Annotated in this window: 16 protein-coding genes; 3 read left to right on the forward strand and 13 right to left on the reverse strand. The window is 53.7% G+C overall.

Annotated elements, in window-relative coordinates; all coding sequences use genetic code 11:
- Positions 1-34 precede the first annotated feature (34 nt).
- The 6 genes from CGL_RS10590 to lspA form a co-directional block, all read right to left on the reverse strand.
- On the reverse strand, positions 35-922 hold the full coding sequence (locus CGL_RS10590) for an SDR family oxidoreductase (protein WP_011014905.1): 888 nt from the start codon (positions 920-922) through the stop codon (positions 35-37).
- A 167-nt stretch (positions 923-1,089) separates the two neighbouring features.
- Entirely contained in the window at positions 1,090-3,744 is a 2,655-nt protein-coding gene (locus tag CGL_RS10595; RefSeq protein ID WP_011265883.1) for an FAD/NAD(P)-binding protein, read from the reverse strand.
- Positions 3,714-4,667: a pyridoxal-phosphate dependent enzyme gene (locus tag CGL_RS10600; protein WP_011014907.1), complete on the reverse strand. Its 954-nt coding sequence runs from the start codon at positions 4,665-4,667 to the stop codon at positions 3,714-3,716. The genes CGL_RS10595 and CGL_RS10600 overlap by 31 nt, the downstream gene beginning before the upstream one ends.
- Positions 4,668-4,772: 105 nt before the next feature.
- Complete coding sequence (locus CGL_RS10605; RefSeq protein WP_011014908.1) at positions 4,773-5,354, reverse strand: hypothetical protein; 582 nt, start codon at positions 5,352-5,354, stop codon at positions 4,773-4,775.
- A complete protein-coding gene (locus CGL_RS10610) occupies positions 5,354-6,286 on the reverse strand; it encodes an RluA family pseudouridine synthase (RefSeq protein WP_003856488.1) in 933 nt (310 codons plus the stop codon). Before CGL_RS10610 ends, CGL_RS10605 begins: the two co-directional genes overlap by 1 nt.
- Positions 6,286-6,867 carry a signal peptidase II gene (gene lspA, locus CGL_RS10615; protein WP_003860409.1) on the reverse strand — a complete coding sequence of 194 codons (582 nt, stop codon included), beginning with the start codon at positions 6,865-6,867 and terminating at the stop codon, positions 6,286-6,288. The genes CGL_RS10610 and lspA overlap by 1 nt, the downstream gene beginning before the upstream one ends.
- Before the next feature lie 319 nt (positions 6,868-7,186).
- On the opposite strand from lspA, the gene CGL_RS10620 reads away from it, so the two are divergent.
- Both CGL_RS10620 and CGL_RS10625 read left to right on the forward strand, forming a co-directional pair.
- The gene (locus tag CGL_RS10620) at positions 7,187-8,047 is read left to right on the forward strand and encodes a hypothetical protein (protein ID WP_172820751.1); all 861 of its coding nucleotides are present in this window, start codon (positions 7,187-7,189) and stop codon (positions 8,045-8,047) included.
- Positions 8,048-8,204: 157 nt separating this feature from the next.
- Positions 8,205-9,857 (forward strand): ABC-F family ATP-binding cassette domain-containing protein, encoded by a 1,653-nt coding sequence (locus CGL_RS10625; RefSeq protein ID WP_011014910.1) that lies wholly within the window; start codon positions 8,205-8,207, stop codon positions 9,855-9,857.
- 3 nt (positions 9,858-9,860) lie between these two features.
- Here CGL_RS10625 and CGL_RS10630 read toward each other — a convergent pair whose 3' ends face one another.
- Positions 9,861-10,463, reverse strand: coding sequence for a hypothetical protein (locus tag CGL_RS10630; protein ID WP_003860404.1), 603 nt, complete (start codon positions 10,461-10,463; stop codon positions 9,861-9,863).
- Positions 10,464-10,774: 311 nt separating this feature from the next.
- On the opposite strand from CGL_RS10630, the gene CGL_RS10635 reads away from it, so the two are divergent.
- Positions 10,775-11,752, forward strand: coding sequence for an asparaginase (locus CGL_RS10635; RefSeq protein WP_003860401.1), 978 nt, complete (start codon positions 10,775-10,777; stop codon positions 11,750-11,752).
- Positions 11,753-12,248: 496 nt separating this feature from the next.
- On the opposite strand, the gene CGL_RS10645 is transcribed toward CGL_RS10635, so the two are convergent.
- The 6 genes from CGL_RS10645 to CGL_RS10670 form a co-directional block, all read right to left on the reverse strand.
- Entirely contained in the window at positions 12,249-13,652 is a 1,404-nt protein-coding gene (locus tag CGL_RS10645; RefSeq protein WP_011014912.1) for a DNA polymerase IV, read from the reverse strand.
- Between the two features lie 87 nt (positions 13,653-13,739).
- Entirely contained in the window at positions 13,740-14,600 is an 861-nt protein-coding gene (locus tag CGL_RS10650; protein WP_011014913.1) for an EamA family transporter, read from the reverse strand.
- A gap of 11 nt (positions 14,601-14,611) precedes the next feature.
- Entirely contained in the window at positions 14,612-15,616 is a 1,005-nt protein-coding gene (locus CGL_RS10655) for a MerR family transcriptional regulator (protein ID WP_011014914.1), read from the reverse strand.
- Complete coding sequence (locus CGL_RS10660; RefSeq protein ID WP_011014915.1) at positions 15,610-16,224, reverse strand: hypothetical protein; 615 nt, start codon at positions 16,222-16,224, stop codon at positions 15,610-15,612. The genes CGL_RS10655 and CGL_RS10660 overlap by 7 nt, the downstream gene beginning before the upstream one ends.
- 115 nt (positions 16,225-16,339) lie before the next feature.
- Positions 16,340-19,504 (reverse strand): isoleucine--tRNA ligase, encoded by a 3,165-nt coding sequence (ileS, locus tag CGL_RS10665; protein WP_011014916.1) that lies wholly within the window; start codon positions 19,502-19,504, stop codon positions 16,340-16,342.
- 320 nt (positions 19,505-19,824) lie between these two features.
- Entirely contained in the window at positions 19,825-20,043 is a 219-nt protein-coding gene (locus CGL_RS10670) for a hypothetical protein (protein ID WP_011265889.1), read from the reverse strand.
- Between the last annotated feature and the right edge of the window lie 43 nt (positions 20,044-20,086).

Consider the following 20,086-nt stretch of genomic DNA (forward strand, 5'->3'; position numbering starts at 1 on the left):
AACTTAACTGAGAAAGTGATTCCGCTTGTACCGACTATGGGGTGGGCGTCCCACCTGTGACTCCCAGGGTTTCTCCTACCACATAGCTGGCTTCGTCAGAAGCGAGAAAAACGTACGCACCTGCCAACTCAACAGGGTGACCCGCTCTTCCAATCGGAGCGTGCTGGCCAAATCCTTCTATTTTCTCTTGTGGCTGACCATGGCTGGGTTGCAACGGCGTCCAGAAAGGACCTGGGGCTACAGAATTTACCCGAATGCCATCGCCTATCAGACTACTTGCCAAGCCCTTTGACAAATTGTTCAATGCCGCCTTAGTCATGGCGTAATCCAAGAGGGTTTCCGAAGGTTGGTACGCCTGAATGGACGATGTAAAGATTATCGATGATCCGGGCTTCAGATGAGGTATAGCTGCTTTGGTAACCCGAAAACTACCATAGAGGTTAACCTGCAAAGTCTGGTCGAAGTTTTCGTCGGTAATTTCGGTCAAACCAGGTGCCCACACCTGACGTGACGCGTTGTTGACCAAGATGTCTAGGCCACCTAAAGCGTTCACCGTCTCTTGGACCAGCGAGCGACAGTATTCTGGATCACGGAGATCACCAGGGAAAGAAAAAGCTTTTTGACCTGTTTCCTCGATTGCTTGGAGCACTCTGTCAGCATCGGCTTGTTCTTCGGGCAAGTAAGCGATCGCAACATCTGCCCCCTCGCGAGCATAAGCGATTGCTACGGCAGCTCCAATCCCAGAATCGCCACCAGTAATAAGAGCCTTGCGGCCCTTAAGCCTTCCACTTCCTTGATAGCTGGAGAGACCAATATCGGCTTGGGGGGAAAGTTTTATATCTAGGCCTGGTTCCGGCTGGCTTTGCTTTGGGGGATCGACTTTCGGGAATAGCGTACGTGGATCATTTAGCAATGAAATCATGCCTTTCTCGACGTTGTCCTCGAACGAACTACCGTACCTCTCCCACGATAAGGGATCTTTATTAGGATTTCGAGGATTGCTGTATAAATTTCCGAAAATAATTAAAGGGGATGAAAAGAAATCCCCACCTCAGAAGGGGCGTCGAAAGATTAGCGAATGGTTATGTCTTAATCCGCATCGATATCGTCTAACTGCCCCTCCGGCCACACTACATTTTTCGCCAACGGGATTTGGTGCGATGCACTTTCCAAGATATGCATGAAGTATCCTGCGGTGTTAGGAATTCCGATGATATCTCCTGGTTTGACTCCTCTCGGGAAGCGGATTCGCCGGCGTAAAATCAGCTCATCTTCGATGCAGTAGGCACCCACTAGATATGCTTCGATTTCCTCGCCTACATCACCGTCAGTGATATGCAGGGGATCAATGAGAAAATCATCGGATGTAGTCCGGCACTGCGTTCGGTTCATAGCCAGTCCCACTAGAGGCAACCCGTCACTTCGGGTTTTCACAAAAGCAACTTCGGCAAGAGTGACGCCACACCCATCTAGTAAACTTCGACCAGGCTCTAGGTGTAACCGCAATCCCCGGTCAATGAGCATCTGAGCTACCCCCTTAGAAAGCACGTCTTTCAACCAATTACCGCGCACTGGGGTCTGATAGAACGGGTACGTATTAGATAACGGATCGTCTTTCCACGTAAAGGATTCGGCATACCCGGCTGAAGTCGCAGATTTAGCGGATTGATAACGGATCCAATCTTCCTCAGATTCAATGTAGCTCATAGGCACCCCTCCTCCAAGGTCAATAAACTGTGGGGAATGCCCGCATTCTCTGAGAGAATCGACGAGTTGGCAACATTCCTGCAGAGCCAGAGCACGGTCTTTTGCAGCATAGCCATGGAGGTGAACGTGAAGACCCACAATATCCACGCCGGGTATCACCTCGGTAAGCCGATTACCCCAGTCTGCAGCACGCTCACCAAATCTAGTTGGAGGTAAGACTGCAGGATCTGGAGCTACTCTAGGCGCAACTCGTGCAACGCGGTCACCAACCAAAGCCGAAATGCGATCTAATTCATCACGCGAATCCACAGAGATGATCACGCCATTTTCGATCGCTAATGCCAATAGTCTGTCCGGTTTGATAGCTGCGGATAGAATGATCCGCTCTCCTGGGACTCCACGATTAAGCACCTGAGATAACTCTCGTTCACTGGCTACATCTACACCATGACCGGTGTCTTTAACGGCATCAACGAAGGTAAGACCCTTATTCGCTTTGCGGGCAAAAAATATTCGAGTATCCACCCCCATCTGAATGCCGGCGTCAACCAACTCATTTATATTACGAGGCATAGAACCTGAATGGAGTACATTCACAGGACTCCCGAATTCTTCAATCAGGTGGCGGCATGTGGCCGGATCTGAAGTGAGCTTTTCCGCCCAGGGTTCCAACCGTGCCGGAAGCGGTGGAGTACCATGTACCCTATCGGGATACGTGCTCGCGTCGCGGATAACTCGACGAGCCCACTTCGGGATTATGTCATGTAATGATCGCGACAATGTGTCATTACCCAAAACCACATCTTCCGTCATCCGTCCGACTGCAGCCAAATGTCGTTGCCCTTGAACGGTGCCGTCAGCCGCTACATCTAACCCCCGAGTCCCAGGACGCATTCTGGCATATCCCTCTTTTACCAAATTGTGCACCAATGTGCCTGGCACTACTCCCGGCGGGGGAAGAACAGCGTCTATCACCACAGTTATTTCAAGTTCACGAACTAAATCTGTCAGTGGTTCCCGGCCACGATGCAGGTGAGTGATGTCTACCACTCCGGATTTTACGAGTTCTTGGAGGTATTCAAAACTTTCGGATGGTGGGCCGAAGGCTAATCTTTCCATTTCCCGGGCTAAGTGATCAAATCCGATTAGGCTGTCACGCCCTTCGTAGGAAGCGCGTTCCACGATGCTGGGGTACAGCTCCCGCCAAGTGGCCCCCATTCCCCATTCTTCATCTTTTTTCCCAGCTCGTTCCTGAATTTGGGAGGAAACCTCTTTTAGAACTGTCCTAAGTTCGGAAAGATCCTTGGCGGACCGAATCTTTTCCGAACCCTCATTTAAGAGGTCCTCTAAATATAAGTCGGTCACGTCGGGCTTCGGTATCATTAGTTTCCCTGTGCGGGTTATTGGAATGAATACGGCCGGTGAGCATACTCGAGTGATGTCGATGAAAGTGAGAGCTGCCCCACGCACTAACACTCTGTCTGTGGACTTGATCCCGTCTAGATTATTAGCAGGATAAGGAGATGCGATCAGACGCACTGACCCGGGGAAATCTTCTTGCGATAAGGATCCAGGCCAATCGTGTGCATGTCCAGTAGCTAAAAGAATTTCATCAAACTCTTGTTCCTGCACTAACCAACGTTCACTCTTTTTACCGCAGGGTTTGATTGTGTCTACATGTTTAGTGTGCATCGTAAGAGAACACCCCTGAGGTACATATTCAAGAAGCGCATCCCAAGATTCTTCCAGGAACTCCCCTACTAATCGTCGAGGTGGGAAAGATGAATCTACATTGCGTTTTCGTAGCCATTGACTGAAGTCGCTGAACTGTGTATTAATCGTGGAAGATCGTACATTTATCAGCCATTCTTCAGGCTGATCAGGTTGATATGCCACACCGAGACCATCATTAAAAACATGAAGATCAATGCTGGCTCCTCTCTCCCTAGCAAGAGCTAGTAATTCTTCAGCAGCCCACAACCCGCGCGGTCCGCCACCAATGATAGCTACCTTGAACAAAGGTTTTCCTCCACCCATTCGTCGTTATAAATCGTATCTAAATACTTATTTCCGTCATCATGAAGAATTACTACTACATTGCTACCCGCAGGGATGTCGGGGCGTAATATCTCCATAGCAGCGAGGACGGCCCCACCAGACGCTCCGGGCAAGATGGCTTCTGTCTGAGCCATCTTTCGGGCTGCTTCTACTGAAGTCCTATCATCAATACGAAAAACCCTGTGGGGCGATAAGTGTTTCGATAATTCCGGGACCATGCCAGCACCGAAACCTGGTAAATGGCGTGGGCCAGCATTTCCATCAAACAGAACTGATCCCACCGCATCAACTGCTATAACTTGAGTGGACAACCCGTGTGCAGCTACGTACCCTAAACAACCCCCAATCGTTCCCGTGGTGCTTACCGCCACTAGAAGATAATCAGGGGCACCGCCAAGCTGTTCGACGATTTCAGTCATTGTTCCTTGTTCGTGTGCCTGAAAAGCCGCTGTGTTTGAATATTGGTCAAGACAGATCGCTTCAGACATCTGAGCACGTAGCTGCGCCACACGTTTTCTTCGTGCTACCAGCCAATCTCCAGTTTCGTAATCTGGTTCTGTAATCTCATGCACTATGGTTCCTAGTGCCTTCATGTGCGCTATTGTGTTGCGGTTAGCACGCGAATCTACAACGCAATGAAAAGTCCAGCCACCTAGGACCGCTTCTCGAGACAAGGCAATTCCTAGATTGCCAGAACTTGATTCCACTACGGTGTCACCCGGGCGGAGATCGCTGGCCAGTACCATTGCATGAGCCGTACGGTCTTTAGCACTCCCACCTGGGTTATAGGACTCCATCTTCGCCCACAAATTGATACTCGTGTTTGCATTGAATCGGCCCAACCTAACGAGAGGGGTTTTTCCGATCAACTCATCGATGCTTTGAAATGAGTCCCTGTTCATGAAGCGAGCCTAGCAATCTTCCAGTCTCCTCGCCCGACCGAAACACGCTCCTCTGTTCTACTAGTTTTAAGAAAAGATGGCCGCTGGGGCATCTGGAATTTTCTTCTAAAAATTAGTACCCGAAGTATCGACTGGTCGAATACCGAAACTGCCCCACGCCGCGTCAGGTGGCAGGGTTTCGACACTATAAACCAGCGAGCTCTCGGACAACACACGAACTTTCTGAGGAATATCCCAAACCACTACCCCGTTGAGTTCGCCCGGCGCGCGGACGTTGCCGATACCGGATAACTGGGCGTCGACAAGCTTTATTTGACGGTTAAAAACATCTTCACGGGTCTCGCCTGCGATGGGTTCGGGTAGATCCATGGCAGGAGCCGAGAGCATAACCATGGCATTGACGCGACCGACTCCTTTAAGAAGGTTAGAGGCCTCGGAAGGCGAAAGCGGCTGTGTGAACGTCACCAGTGAATAGGCTTCTTCGCCGACCGCGGCATTTTCCAATGATTCCGATGCCCGCTGACGGTACTCGACGGAAGTTTCCGTGTTGTCTTGGCCGAGCATGTCACCGTTGAGCTGCATGGGTTTCGCGGTGCGGTCGCTGAAACTCAAGATCGCAACCACGACAACCAATGCGAGAATTGCTAGGAGGGCGACGATGCGTCGCCCTTTATCGACACCATCCATTATTGCTCGCGGAGAACGTCTAAAGCGTGTTGGAGATCAGTTGGATATGGGGAGACGATTTCCATCCATCGGCCATCTGCTGGGTGGTTGAATCCAAGCGAGACGGCGTGCAGCCACTGACGGTTAAGGCCAAGGCGCTCGGACAACGCAGGATCAGAGCCGTACATGGGGTCGCCACAGCATGGGTGGTGCAGCGCGGAGAAATGCACGCGGATCTGGTGGGTGCGGCCAGTTTCCAGGTGGATTTTCAGCAGGGTTGCCTCTTGGAAGGCCTCCAGGGTTTCGTAGTGTGTGACGGCGTGTTTGCCTTCAGTTGTTACTGCGAAACGCCAACCTGCTGAGGGGTGGCGGCCGATCGGTGCTTCGATGGTTCCGGTCAGCGGATCAGGGTGGCCTTGCACCAACGCGTGGTAGGTCTTGTCCACGGTGCGGTCCCGGAAAGCGCGCTTGAGCACGGTGTATCCACGTTCAGAGGCAGCAACCACCATCACGCCAGACGTGCCAACGTCAAGGCGCTGCACAATACCCTTGCGCTCTGGTGGGCCGGAGGTGGAAATGCGGAAACCTGCAGCTGCAAGTCCGCCCACCACAGTTGGGCCTTCCCAACCCACGGTGGGATGTGCCGCCACGCCGACGGGTTTGTTGACTGCGATGACATCGTCATCAGAGTACAAAATATCCAGGCCGGGAACGATTTCTTCCTTGGGCATCAACGGAGCTGCTGGTTCAGGCAGCAAGACATCCAGCATGGAATCGGCAACGAGCCGCTCGCTTTTACCTACCACAGCCCCATCAACGCTGACATCGCCGGCGGTGGCGAGTTCTGCAGCTACGGTGCGTGAAATTCCCAGCAACTTGGACAGTGCTGCGTCCACACGCATGCCTGCCAGTCCTTCTGGTACGGGAAGGGTTCTGCTTTGTCGGTTGTTCATCAGGCCTCATCCTTCTCGTCAGTTGCTTTGGCATGCTGGGCGTTTTCACGGTCCTCAAGGAACATTCCGATCAGGAACACCACGACGCCGCAAGAAATCGAGGCATCGGCGATATTAAATACTGCAAAGTTTCCTACGGAGATGTAATCAACAACATGTCCGAAGAAGAAGGAAGGATCTCTGAACAACCGGTCCAACACGTTTCCCAAGGCTCCACCGGCAACAAGGGCAAGTCCTGCCGCGATCCACTTGTGTTTGATGCGTGGGGCATAAATTGCGATACCGATGACGAAGCTCAACTGGATGGTTGTAAAGATCCAGGTGCTGTTTTCCCCACCCATCGAAAATGCGGCTCCGGGGTTAAACAGGAGGTAGAAGCGGAACCAATCCCCAATGATGGGAACGGGAACGCCAGGTTCCAACCAACTAAGCATAATCTGCTTGACTATTTGGTCTAGGGACGCAATCACCACAACGATGGCGGCCATCAAGGCAACCACCTGTTTAACGGTTGTCCTCTTTTCTTTCTTACTCATGGGGGTCACGTTTGCCCCTGCATCCTTTGAGGTCACGTTGACCATCTTTCCCCATGAGCGGTAGAAACTTCCACCCAGGCTCAATTAAGGGTGAAAGGTGATCTTTAATTCAGCGCTGGTTTTTACACAGTTGCAGCAAAAATTCGGCCATTCCGATTGCTTTTGACAGCTAAACTTTGCATTTGTTCTTTTTGGCGCCGATGCCGATAGGTTTAAAGGCGTGCTAAAACGATTCTCTCACCACTCCAGCCCGCAAGTTCTTTCACGGAAAGTTGTCGCGTCCGCATTAGCTTTAACAACCGCGCTGGCTTTAGCCGCGTGTAGTTCCTCAGCCGAGCCGGACTCCCCTGAAGTTGAGCAGGCGGTGGGTCTTGCGGTGGATACGCCACGTGTGGTGGTTGTGGATCCAGGCACTGGCGATTTGCAGCGCTTGCAATACAAAGACATCGCCCCTGATGCCACACAGGAACAGACCATCAATATTGCTGAAGGTTTTGCCCAATCGGTGGTGAATGCGGACAGCGTGGATCCGCAGGCACCAGCCGGTGGCGATGTCACCACATTCCACCTTCCTGTTAAAGCCACCACCGAGGAAGCGGAGTTCAGCGATCAGGAAATGGTGAGCGCGACTCGCGATATCTCTCTACTTTTCGGTAAACCTACCTACACCGATCTTTCCCAAGTTGAAGATGTGAATTCCACCGAGGGATTCACGCTGGGAATCCGCGCAACAGATAGTGGACAGCACACCACCTTAAGTTTCGCAGCCCCTGTTGATTCCACTGAAACTGGTCGCATGCTCATGGAGCAATACTTACTCACGTTTACGTCCCTTCCCATTGTGTTCCCCTCTGACGATATTGGCGTGGGCGCGAAGTGGACTGTGGATAGCCGTGTGACAGGCGAATCAACGCTGCTACAAACCGTGACCTACACGATCACAGGGATCGACGGCGACAAAGTAAACCTCGATGTGGAAGTCTCTCAGCGCCCCAGCATGGGTGCGTTGGAGATCACCGATGAAGAATCGGACGAGACCACCGGGCAGCTCACTGTCCTTAATTCCAACACCACCTCCGTGGGCACCTTGGAAGTCGATCTGACTCAGCCTTTACCCACGTCAGGACAGGTTTCTTGGACCACTCGCGTGATTTACGGCGGTTCCAATGAGCAGGTGCGTGTGGTGCAGGATTCCACCTCTTCGGTGAGCTTCGGAGACCAGTAATTTACCAATTAGGGTTGCCAAAATCCCCAACTGTGGTTCATACTTGTCTGCATGGATCTTCAATAGTCAAAACCAGCAAACTAATTTTTTAAGTTTTACGTAACTGGCCCCACCGCTTGTGGCAGGCCTTGCGTTTTGACATTGAAGGACCCTTTTTATGCGCACTTTTGCCGCTTATATTGCCATTGATGGCCTCAGCTTTTCCTACCCCAACACCCACGTTTTAAGCGATATTTCGCTCACCGTTGCCAATGGCGATATCGCCGGACTGATTGGTGAAAACGGCGCAGGAAAATCCACCCTGCTCAGCCTCATCGCTGGCGTCATGGAACCCGACCAGGGCAGGATTTACCTCCCCGAACGCACCGGATTCATCGCCCAAGAAACAGACTTACCGTTTGAACAACCCGTGCAGTCGCTTATCGACGCCGCCGTCGCCCCAGTGCGCGCGGTCGATGCCGCGATTACAGATTTGTCCACCAAGCTTGGCGACGCCTCCCTCAGCGCCGAAGAGCAGGCGCAAGTCGCCACAGATTTCGATGCAGCGCTAGGCGCTGCAGAAGAACTCGGACTGTGGGAATTAGATGCACGTATTGAAACCATCGTCGCGGGTCTCGGCCTTGCCGAGGTGGATCGCAGCACTCCCATTGGTGAGCTTTCCGGCGGTCAGCGCCGCAGATTCGCATTGGCAGCGCTGCTGTTGGAACCACACGATGCTCTGATTTTCGATGAGCCCACCAACCACCTCGACGACACAGCCGTAGATTTCCTCATCTCGGAGATTTCCCGTTTCAAAGGTCCAGTGCTGATCGCCAGCCACGATCGCTTCTTCCTCGACTCCGTCTGTACCGAGTTAATCGACCTCGATCCTGCACTTGGACCTGAGGGCGGATCCGGCGAAGAAGTAAAACAAGCCGTGTCTTTTGGTGGTGGATTTTCTGAATACATCAAAGAACGCGAGACCCGCCGCACCCGCTGGGCTCAGTTGTACACCGCACAAGAAACCGAGCGGGAAAAACTCGAAGAAACCACCGGCACCACCGAATCGGATATTTTCCACAGCTCGGTTTCCAAATCGGAAGCTAAAATCACCGCGAAATTTTACGCAGACCGGGCAGCTAAAACTCAAGGCAACCGCGTCCGCTCCGCCAAAAACCGCCTGAAGGAATTGGAACGCTATGAAATCCCAGCACCTCCAAAGCCACTGGAATTCCAAGGCATCCCAGAAGCCTCCGGAAACGGTCACGGTGAAACACTAGAAGTGCGGGCTATTGCTGTGGAAAACAGGCTTCAACCCTTGACTTTCCACATCGATCCCGGCGACCACATCCTGGTCGAAGGCCCCAACGGTGTCGGTAAATCCACCCTGCTGAGCGTTCTGGAAGGCGTGCTTGAACCAACCGAAGGTGAATTGATCGTCCCCGAAGGGCTGAAAGTTGCGCGCCTGAAACAGGACGATCAGTGGACGGAAAAGCAGTTGAACACCCCCGTCGACGAACTGTTCGCCGCCCTATCGAAAGGTCCGGTCGGACTCAACCTCGTGGAGATGGGGCTGTTGAGGGAGACGTCGCAAAGCAGCCCGCTACGGGCCCTATCGCTCGGCCAACGCCGGCGCGTCTCGCTCGGGCTCATCCTGGCGAGCCCACCAGATCTTTTGCTTCTTGACGAGCCCACCAACCACCTCTCCCTCGCGCTGAGCGAAGAACTCGAGTCGGCGATAGAAAAATTCCCCGGTCGCGTTATTCTGGCCAGCCACGATAGGTGGATCAGAAAACGTTGGACGGGGAAGAAAATCAGCCTGAGCCGTTAAACCCTACTGAACAGGAACCTCTTCAACAGGGGCTTCCTCAACAACAGCACCCTCTTCAGCTGGGGCCTCTTCAATACCAGCGGAAGAAGCATCAGTTCCAACACACATTGCAGGAACCTGCTCAGGAGCAACAGTATTGGTGATCAAGATACAAGCCCAATCCTGGGACAGCTGCCAATTACCATCAGTGTTCACAAACTCCACGCCTTCAGCTTCCTGCTCAGCGCGGTCCGGAAGCTGGAACATGACGGTGGTCAGAACCTCAGAGGTTGGGTCATAGCCAGGAAGCACAGAACCAACAACCTGGAACTCAGCACCCGACTCCACCTTTGCCTGAGTCATGGTCTCAAACAGCTCAGGAGCGTTCTCAGAACCCTGAACAGTCTTCACCTTCTCCTCGATTGGTGCCTCAGGGTCGGTTGCCACAGCCAAAATTGCATTCAGTTCCTCAGCAGTTGGGTACTGAGTCGCAGCATCAGACGCAGCCGAAGAGGTGGAAGAAGAGGTGCTTGACTCCGAAGAGGAATCATCACTGCTGGAGCACGCGCTGAGCGCCAATGCTGCTGCAACAGTAAAAGTAACTGCGGTTGCCTTGAAAAGCTTCACGATGAAAATGATCCTTTGCTCTAATCTCTGGTCACCAAATATCTATCAGCATTCGACAGCTACCCATTCTATGGAACCGACGATGGATGATCTCGTGCCTCATCCCCACACTAAATGCACCCAGTTTAGGTTATCTGCACAATTTAGGCGTGCGCCTTCTGCATGCGACTTAGGTGTGCGACGTTTTCAATGACTTTCCCACCAAAGGGTACACGTGATTCATTTGTGACCAACAACCGAAACTGAGCCAGAAGACTGTCAATCCCCTGCTGTGCACATAACAACTGCAGCTAGTTGATACGCTAGAGCGCATGTCGAAGCAGCACTCCACACCATTAAACAATGATGAAGAACACACTTCCGCTCCTCAAAAGGTTGCGGTAATCACCACGGGCGGAACCATCGCCTGTACTTCCGACGCAAATGGGCATCTGCTTCCCACCGTCAGCGGTGCAGACCTGCTTGCGCCAATCGCACCACGGTTCAATGGAGCGCAGATCGCTTTCGAAATCCACGAAATCAACCGCCTTGATTCCTCCTCCATGACGTTTGAGGATCTCGATTCCATCATCGCCACGGTTCATAAGGTGTTGGAGGATCCGGATGTTGTTGGCGTAGTAGTTACCCACGGCACCGATTCCATGGAAGAGTCCGCCATCGCCGTAGACACCTTCCTTGATGATCCCCGCCCAGTCATTTTCACCGGCGCCCAAAAACCCTTCGATCATCCCGAAGCCGACGGCCCAAACAACCTTTTCGAAGCCTGCCTCATCGCATCCGACCCCTCCGCTCGCGGAATTGGTGCACTCATTGTCTTCGGTCACGCCGTCATCCCTGCTCGCGGCTGCGTTAAATGGCACACCTCTGATGAGCTGGCGTTTGCAACCAACGGCCCTGAAGAACCAGAGCGCCCCGATGCGCTGCCCGTAGCTAAATTGGCGGATGTCTCTGTCGAAATCATCCCCGCATACCCTGGTGCCACCGGCGCAATGGTGGAAGCTGCCATCGCTGCCGGTGCTCAAGGACTTGTAGTGGAAGCAATGGGATCAGGCAATGTTGGTTCCCGCATGGGTGATGCCCTAGGTAAAGCACTTGACGCTGGAATTCCCGTGGTGATGAGCACTAGGGTTCCTCGTGGTGAAGTATCCGGAGTGTATGGCGGTGCAGGTGGAGGTGCGACTTTGGCTGCGAAGGGCGCTGTGGGATCTCGCTACTTCAGAGCTGGTCAGGCACGTATTTTGCTCGCGATTGCCATTGCGACGGGCGCACATCCGGTGACGCTTTACTAATTTCGCCCTTGGTCTTGCATTAGGTTGGGCAGTGAAGACCCCTTTGGCTCGAGAAGGCGATTTAAAGGGTCGGATTTTCACATGGACCTTTGGTGTGGATGGGGTGCATTCAGGCGCTTAAAAGTGATTCTGAAAGGGCTCTATTTTGTTACCAGGATGACAGGTGTGATTCCTGTGGATGCGCTAATCAAGAACTCGTCACGGACCTGTGGCCAGACCATTAAATCGAACGAATTTTTGCATATCCCCCTCGAATTAGCGCAAATTTTCGATCAGAATTGGCCTCTCACGCCGGACTGAGGACGGATTTTTGCAACCCACCTCCCCTTAGGGCCCAACGGGGATTTCTGAATGTTTGCCGAGGTTCTATGGCAAGGATCCACCACAAACTGCCACCTTTCGGCAGCAATTTGTGGTGAATATTAGAACATTCTTTCCCTTTGCGTCTATTCATGGGCAACCACCGCCCAAAAGCACCCCGAAACCCGATGAAACCCTATTCGTCATCCCCCGTTTCACCATTTTCAGCAAACCAGTCAGCCCAATCCAAACTATCTAGAGGGTCTGCCGGGGTGAGGTCCGGGTCATCCATGGAAAAACTTTTAGTTCGCCCTTTTGTGGTGCTGCGGGTTTCAAAACGTACTGATACAACACCGTGACCGGCACCTTGTACCCAACCGTGGCCATATTCTGGGTGGTAGACATCTTGCGTTGCGCACCACATACTCAACGCGACATCTTGCGGCGCTTCAACTTGAGTACTTTCGGAACTAGAAGAGGATTGCACGCCTACCTCATAATCGGTGTCGGGTGCTGGTGGTACGATGATTTGTTGGTCAAGTTCCGGGAAGAGGATGTCTTGGCGGGATTCTTCCAAACCAGAAAAACTTACTCCGACAAGGCGGATGGGGCCTACTTCTCCGGGGTAGCGGGCAAGTCGGAATGCTGTTGCCTCAAGAGTTGCGTAATCATCGGTGGCATAGGACAAGGTGTAGGAACGAGACTCAATACGAAAGTCGGCCATCCGCAGTTTCACGCTGACAGTTCTGGCACCGCGTCCGTCTTTGAGGAGCCGTCGGTGTGCGCCTTCGGCTGATCGAATGATGGCAGCATCTACTTGTTGCCTGGTGAGGAGGTCTTTTTCATAGGTGTGCTCTTGGGAGATCTGTTTTGCTTCGGCGCGGGGTTCCACAGGGCGGTCGTCGATTCCTCGGGCAAGGTTCCACAGTGATATTCCGATGGTTGCACCGAGGCTGATTTCTACTTCTTTTTGGGTTAGCGCTGCTAGATCACCAATTGTTTCCACCCCCATTGAGGCAAGCTTGGAGCCTGTCACAGGACCCACTCCCCAAAGTGCGCCCACAGGAAGTGGATCAAGCAAGTCATGTTGCTTGTCTACTGGCACGACAAACACACCATCTGGCTTTGCTTCGCCTGAACCAATTTTGGCGATCTGCTTACCGGAGCCAGCACCAACCGAGGAGGGTAAGCCAGTAACTTCTTTAATTTCCGCGCGTAATTCTTCCGCCCACTGTTTCACCTCTTCTGGGGTGGCTCCAACGAGAGCCTCTGGTTCCATGAAGCCTTCATCGATGCTGAGGCGTTCGACAATTCCGGCGCGTTTTTCCACGATTTGGAACACCCGGCGCGAGGCTGCGGAGTAAACGATATGACGGGGTGTCACCACCACTGCCCCAAAACCTACTCGGGCTTTGGCTTGGTGCATGGGCATCGCTGAGCGGGCGCCAAATTTTCTGGCTTCATAGGATGCTCCGGCGACAACTCCCCTACCGGAGACTCCACCGACCAAGACGGGGCGGCCTCTTAAAGTGGGCCGGGTCAGTTGTTCGCAGGATGCGAAGAAGGCATCCATATCGATGTGAAGCACCCAGCGTTGCATGCTTTTTATGGTAGTTGACCAGCCGAAAATTAGGTTAATCGAACAGGTCAACGATTAGTTTGAGAAGACTGGCGGTGTGGGAAACCGCTAGGAGGGGCGTCGCAAAGCAACTGCGATGACAACCAGCACAATGCCGACAAGCTCAGCCACCGACAACATTTGGCCCAGCGCAAGCGCTCCCATGAGCGCGGCGCTGATCGGCAAAATAGCCAGGAGCAGCGCAAAGTAGGATCGCCCGGCCATGCGGAGCACAATCTGGTCAAGGCCATAAGGAATCACCGCCGACAGCACGCCCAAACCAAGTGCTAATCCGATGACCTCGATTAACGTAAGTTCCGTTGCTCCCAGACCCGGCCACCACCAGATCGCCAACGGCAAAGACAACACTGATGCCCACGTGAATCCCACCGCCATGCCGGTTCTACTTGAGGAGGCATCGCCTGCAATGCGGTTTCCCGCGATGATGTACGCAGCCCACAGTAATGCTGCTGCCAGTGCAAACATGACGCCCACGCTGTTGGCCGACCACTGCGCACCGCTAATAATTATCACTCCGATGCCAGCTAAAACCAACGCAGCCCAATCCCGCAGCGTCTTACTGCCCAACGCGGCCACTGCAATAGGTCCCAAGAACTCAATGGCCACCGCGGTACCCATCGGAATGCGGGCGATCGCCTCATAGAACGTGATGTTCATGGCAAGCGTGGAAACGCCATACACCGCCGCATAAAACCCGGTCTGCCCAATAAAATTTCGCACTGCAGGCCGATACAGCACAAGCAAAATCACCGCAGCCGCTGCTACTCGCATCCACGCAACCAACGCGGGTGGGAAACTCTCAAACAGCCCCACCGCCAACGCTGCTCCGGCATAAAGGGACACGCCGTTAACCACCATCAAAATGGGGGCAAGCACCGGGTTTCGCGTCTTCAAGCCAGCATCATTCACATCACGACACCTTACTTCAGCCCCTTGGCTTTGATAATCGCAGCCGCAGTAAAAGCAACCGTCGGATTGTCATCATCAACTAGCTGCTCAACCAAAAACGCCACAGGCGCAAGATTAAACTCCGCCAACGCTTGCGCAATCCGACCACGCGTCGGGGACATTGTTTCCTCATCATCCAGCGTCCGCGCAAATTTCTTGAACACATCTAACTGCACGGGCTCCCCAAATCCGGCAAGCAATTCGGCTGCCTCCACGTCCCGAAGACCGGTGAGAACCATGGACACGAGCTGCTCAACTGCACTCTCATCGCCTGATTTTCCCAACGCCAACGCAGTTTCAGCACGCACGAGAGCATCGGGATCGCGAATCATTGGCCGTAGCCACTCTACTCGATCCGCAACAGCACTCGGCGCGCTCGCCACAATCCTTACAGCCCGCAGCCGCACCGCCGCATCCCTTGAGCGCAAACCTCGTGCCGCCAATGCAACAGCTTCCTCACCACGCTGCACAACCGCCCACGACAGCGCCCCCTCCGCGTTCAAATGCGACTCACCGAGCGCCGATTCCACCAAGGTTTCTAGCGCAACTGCTTCTTTACCAGAGACAGAGTCATAGGCCACGGCTTGACGTTGCGCCGGATCCCCCGATCGCAGGCGACGTAAAATCTGCACCGCATCCAACGCCGATTCCCAATCCGAGGCCTGCGCATGACGCACCGCTTTCAGCCTGGCAAGCAACTCCCGTTCCATAGAAATCCGCGCAGAAGTCTCAGCAATCATCTCGGAAATGACTGCCTGAGGATCAAAGTCTGGATCCTCAAGCGCGTCTCCAACCTGCTTCAAACTAAGACCCAAGCTGCGCAAACCTTCGATATGGAAAATCCTGCGCACATCGCCTTCTGAGTATTCCCGATACCCCGCCGTCGACTGCTTCGGCTCGACCAAACCCAGCTTTTCGTAGTGCCGCAACATGCGCGCACTCACCCCACTGAGCTTGGACACCTCACCGATCAGCATGCACCCATATTATCCACGCGCCGCGCTTCCTCCAGATCAGCCATGAAATCGGAGTCCGGATCCGCAATGAGCTTGGCGGTGGCCACCGCGTGCGCGCTCGTTAAAGCGCCTAGAAGCACGCTTATCGACGCCTCCCTCCCCTCCAATTCCGCCATCGCCCGACTTAAACTCCGCTGAATTTCAGGCGTTCCTTTATCCAATTCTTGGAGCAATTGGTGCGCCAACCATGCGGTCTGATCATCTGGGACCAGTCCCACAAAGGTTCGCCACGCAGTTTGGGCGGTGTCCTCCCGGTGCAAAAGCCAAGGCCGTGCTTGCAATTCCTGCCACGACTGCGCGACCCTTAACTTGGAGAGTGTGTGGAGTGCTTGACTTGCACCGAATGGTCGATCAGGTACCTCAGAATCCAAATCAGCGACCAGTGAGGTAAACACGTCATCAACTGGCATGCGGGTGAGCGCCCACGTGATCATGTCGCGCACAAAGAAGTCTTCTTCTACCCCACTGCGGTACAAAAGAATATCGATCGCAGTGGTGTCCTCAGCAGTTCCTGCGGCCAACGCTGCTTGTAAACGGATAGATGCATTTGAATGTTCGAAGTTGTCCATGGCACTTATGTTCATGGCACTTATTCAATGCCTTGACACAGTGACAAGGTCAATATCTGGGCATGAGAAAACCCGCCACACCGATGTGCAGCGGGCTTTCTCAACAAAACAACTCTTAGTTCTTAGTAACCTTCGCGGTCACACCAGCGACAATGTCGTGGGTTTCGCCGTCGAGGGCATCAGTGACGATCTCAAAGGAGGTTGCCAAAACTTCCGCTGCGATGTGATCAGCGTGAGTGGTGATCCATTCCTTCTTGTCCTCAGGAACGCTGACGACAACAGAAATGCGGTCAGAAACCTCAAAGCCGGAGTTCTTTCGAGCATCCTGCAGGCCACGGATCGCGTCCGCTGCCCAGCCTTCTGCTTCAAGTTCTTCCGTGACTTCCATGTCCAGAACCACGAGTCCATCCACGCCGTCGATCTGCGCGGTGGAATCAGGGTTTGCTGCTACGAGACGCTCGGTGAATTCACCCTCGTTGAGCTCGATGCCATCGGCAACAACGACGTCGCCTTCGCGGGTGTAGTTGCCAGCCTTCACAGCCTTGATCACGCGCTGGACGTCCTTGCCCAAGCGAGGACCTGCAACCTTAGCGTTAACAACAACCTCGAAGGTTCCCACGGAATCCACGTCAGAGGTCAGATCCACGTTCTTCACGTTGACCTCATCGCGGATGATCGAAGCGAAGTCTGCCAGGCGAGCAGAGTCTGGAAGAGCAACAGTCAGGCCTGGAAGTGGCAGACGGTTACGCAGCTTGTGAGCCTTACGAACAGAGGAAGCCGCAGAGCACACGCCACGGATCTCATCCATGGTGCGAACCAAATCAGCATCTGCTGGGAAAGACTCAGCGGATGGGAAATCAGTCAGGTGCACAGAACGCTCGCCGGTCAGTCCACGCCAGATCACTTCGGTGGTCATTGGCAGCAGTGGAGCTGCCACGCGGGTGAGGGTTTCCAGCACGGTGTACAAGGTGTTGAAAGCCTCTGGGTGTGCTTCATCACCAGCCCAGAAACGGTCGCGGGAACGACGCACGTACCAGTTGGTCAACGCATCACAGAAGTTACGAACCAAGTCGCAAGCCTTTGCAATGTCAGTGCCGTCGAGTGCCGCCTGGGTCTCTGCCACCAAATCGTGCAGCTTCGCCAGGATGTAGCGGTCCAGCACGTCAGTGGAGTCGACTGACCAGGTTGCGTTCTTGGAGGTGTACAGCTGCAGGAAGGAGTATGCGTTCCACATTGGAAGCTGTGCTTGGCGCACACCTTCGCGGATGCCCTTTTCGGTGACAATCAAGTTGCCGCCGCGCAGGATTGGGGAACTCATGAGGAACCAACGCATGGCGTCGGAACCGTCGCGGTCGAAGACCTCGTTGACGTTCGGGTAGTTGCCCTTGGACTTGGACATCTTCAGTCCGTCATCACCCAAGACGATGCCGTGTGCGACAACCTTCTTGAAAGCTGGGCGGTCAAACAGTGCGGTGGACAGCACGTGCAGCAGGTAGAACCAACCGCGGGTCTGACCGATGTACTCCACGATGAAGTCTGCTGGTGCGTGGGTATCAAACCATTCTTTGTTCTCGAATGGGTAGTGCACCTGGGCAAACGGCATGGAACCGGAGTCGAACCACACGTCCAAAACATCGGTGACGCGTCGCATGGTGGACTTGCCGGTTGGATCGTCTGGGTTTGGACGAGTTAGTTCATCGATGTCTGGACGGTGCAGGGACTTTGGACGCACGCCAAAGTCAGCCTCAAGCTCATCGAGGGAACCATAAACATCAACGCGTGGGTATTCGTCGTTGTCGGAGACCCATGCTGGAATTGGTGAACCCCAGTAACGGGAACGGGAGATGTTCCAGTCGCGGGCACCTTCTAGCCACTTGCCGAACTGGCCGTCGCGGATGTGCGCTGGCATCCACTCGATGTCCTGGTTGACCTCAACCATGCGGTCGCGGATTTCGGTGACATTCACAAACCAAGATGGCAGAGCCATGTAGATCAGTGGCTCACCGGAACGCCAAGAGTGTGGGTAGGAGTGTTCGATGGTCTGGTGGCGAACCACGCGACCTGCAGCCTTCAAGTCCTTGATGATGTCCTTGTTGGCATCGAAAACAAGCTGACCTTGGTATTCAGGAACCAAACCGGTGAACTTGCCGTCGATGTCCACTGGGATGACTGGCTCAATGCCGGCAGCGTTACAGGTGTTCATATCGTCTTCACCGAAAGCTGGTGCCTGGTGGACGATACCGGTGCCGTCTTCGGTGGTGACGTACTCTGCACCGAGGATCTGGAATCCGTTCGCGTGATCGCGGAAATATCCAAAGATTGGCTCGTAGGTCAGTCCGACCAGTTCAGAGCCTGGGTGCTCAGAAACGATAACAGCCTCAGCACCGAGTTCCTTGGCGTAGGAACCAACGAGGTCCTTAGCCAAAAGCACACGCTTGCCGACGAATTCTGCCTCACCGTCTTCAGCAACCTCAACCAATGCGTAGGTCACCGCTGGGTTCACAGCCAACGCAAGGTTGGATGGAAGGGTCCACGGGGTAGTCGTCCACGCAAGAGCCAACGCTCCCACCAGGCCAGCGTTTGCAGAAGAACCTTCGACGACACCGGTGACTGGGAACGTGACGGTCAGGGTTGGATCCTGGCGCAGCTTGTAGGAGTCATCCAGTCGGGTTTCCTGGTTGGACAGTGGGGTGTGCTCTGCCCAGGAGTAAGGAAGAACGCGGAAACCCTGGTAGATCAGGCCCTTGTCGTAGAGTTCCTTGAACGCCCAGATCACGGACTCCATGAAAGAAAGGTCCATGGTCTTGTAGCCGTTTTCAAAGTCCACCCAACGAGCCTGGCGGGTGACGTACTCTTCCCATTCCTTGGTGTACTGCAACACGGAGGTTGCACAGTACTCGTTGAACTTGGCAAGACCCATGGCCTCGATCTCGCCCTTGTCCTTGATGCCGAGCTGCTTTTCAGCCTCAAGTTCAGCTGGCAGACCGTGGGTATCCCAACCGAAGACACGAGGAACGCGGTAGCCACGCATGGTCTGGTAGCGAGGAACAATGTCCTTGACGTAACCAGTCAGTAGGTGGCCGTAGTGTGGCAGACCGTTTGCAAAAGGAGGGCCATCGTAAAAGACGTAGTCTTCAGCACCATCGCGCTGATCGATGCTGGCCTGGAAGGTGTCATCCTTCTTCCAGTAGCTCAGTACATTCTCTTCCATCTCTGGAAATCTGGATGACCCACCAGATAAATCAACCTGTGGGTAAACTCCGCCAACGGCTTCAGACATGTGTGTTCGGTCCCATCCTTCACGCAAGTAACAATAATTATCGTTCTACCTGCGGGGACGCCCTAAAAAACGGACGCGGTACCACCCAGCTTGAGCTAAATTAACTAGCTCCACTTCGTTGACACAAAAGGTCTTTCACGGTCCCACCCGTTCGGTTCTACTAGGCATTTCCCACTAAGGGAAGGTGCCGTTCTTCCGAAAAGCTCCCCGGTGATTGCCGGATCATAACCTCCGCCACAACGAGTGAAAAGATTGCTACAACCGTTGCGCGACTGTGGACTATTATAGCGCACCTTAGAAAATCCAAAAGTCGTGCAGTCTCAGTGGGCTTTACGCTTGTTCCACATGTCTATGCCAAAACATATAAGTCCAGCTACCACGACGATAATCAGCAACACCGTCCACGTATGGGAGGGTTCGATCACGGTGATGACCAACAGAATAAAACCGACAAGAGACAAAATTATTGCGGCGAAGAACACCAGAGTCACAGTTCCTTGGAGTGCGATATGGACGATGTTGGAATGAAAGCCGAACAAAAAGCTCCCGGATCCGGATGCTTACGCATATAGTCCGGACCCG

Source organism: Corynebacterium glutamicum ATCC 13032, from assembly GCF_000011325.1.
Classification (GTDB): domain Bacteria; phylum Actinomycetota; class Actinomycetes; order Mycobacteriales; family Mycobacteriaceae; genus Corynebacterium; species Corynebacterium glutamicum.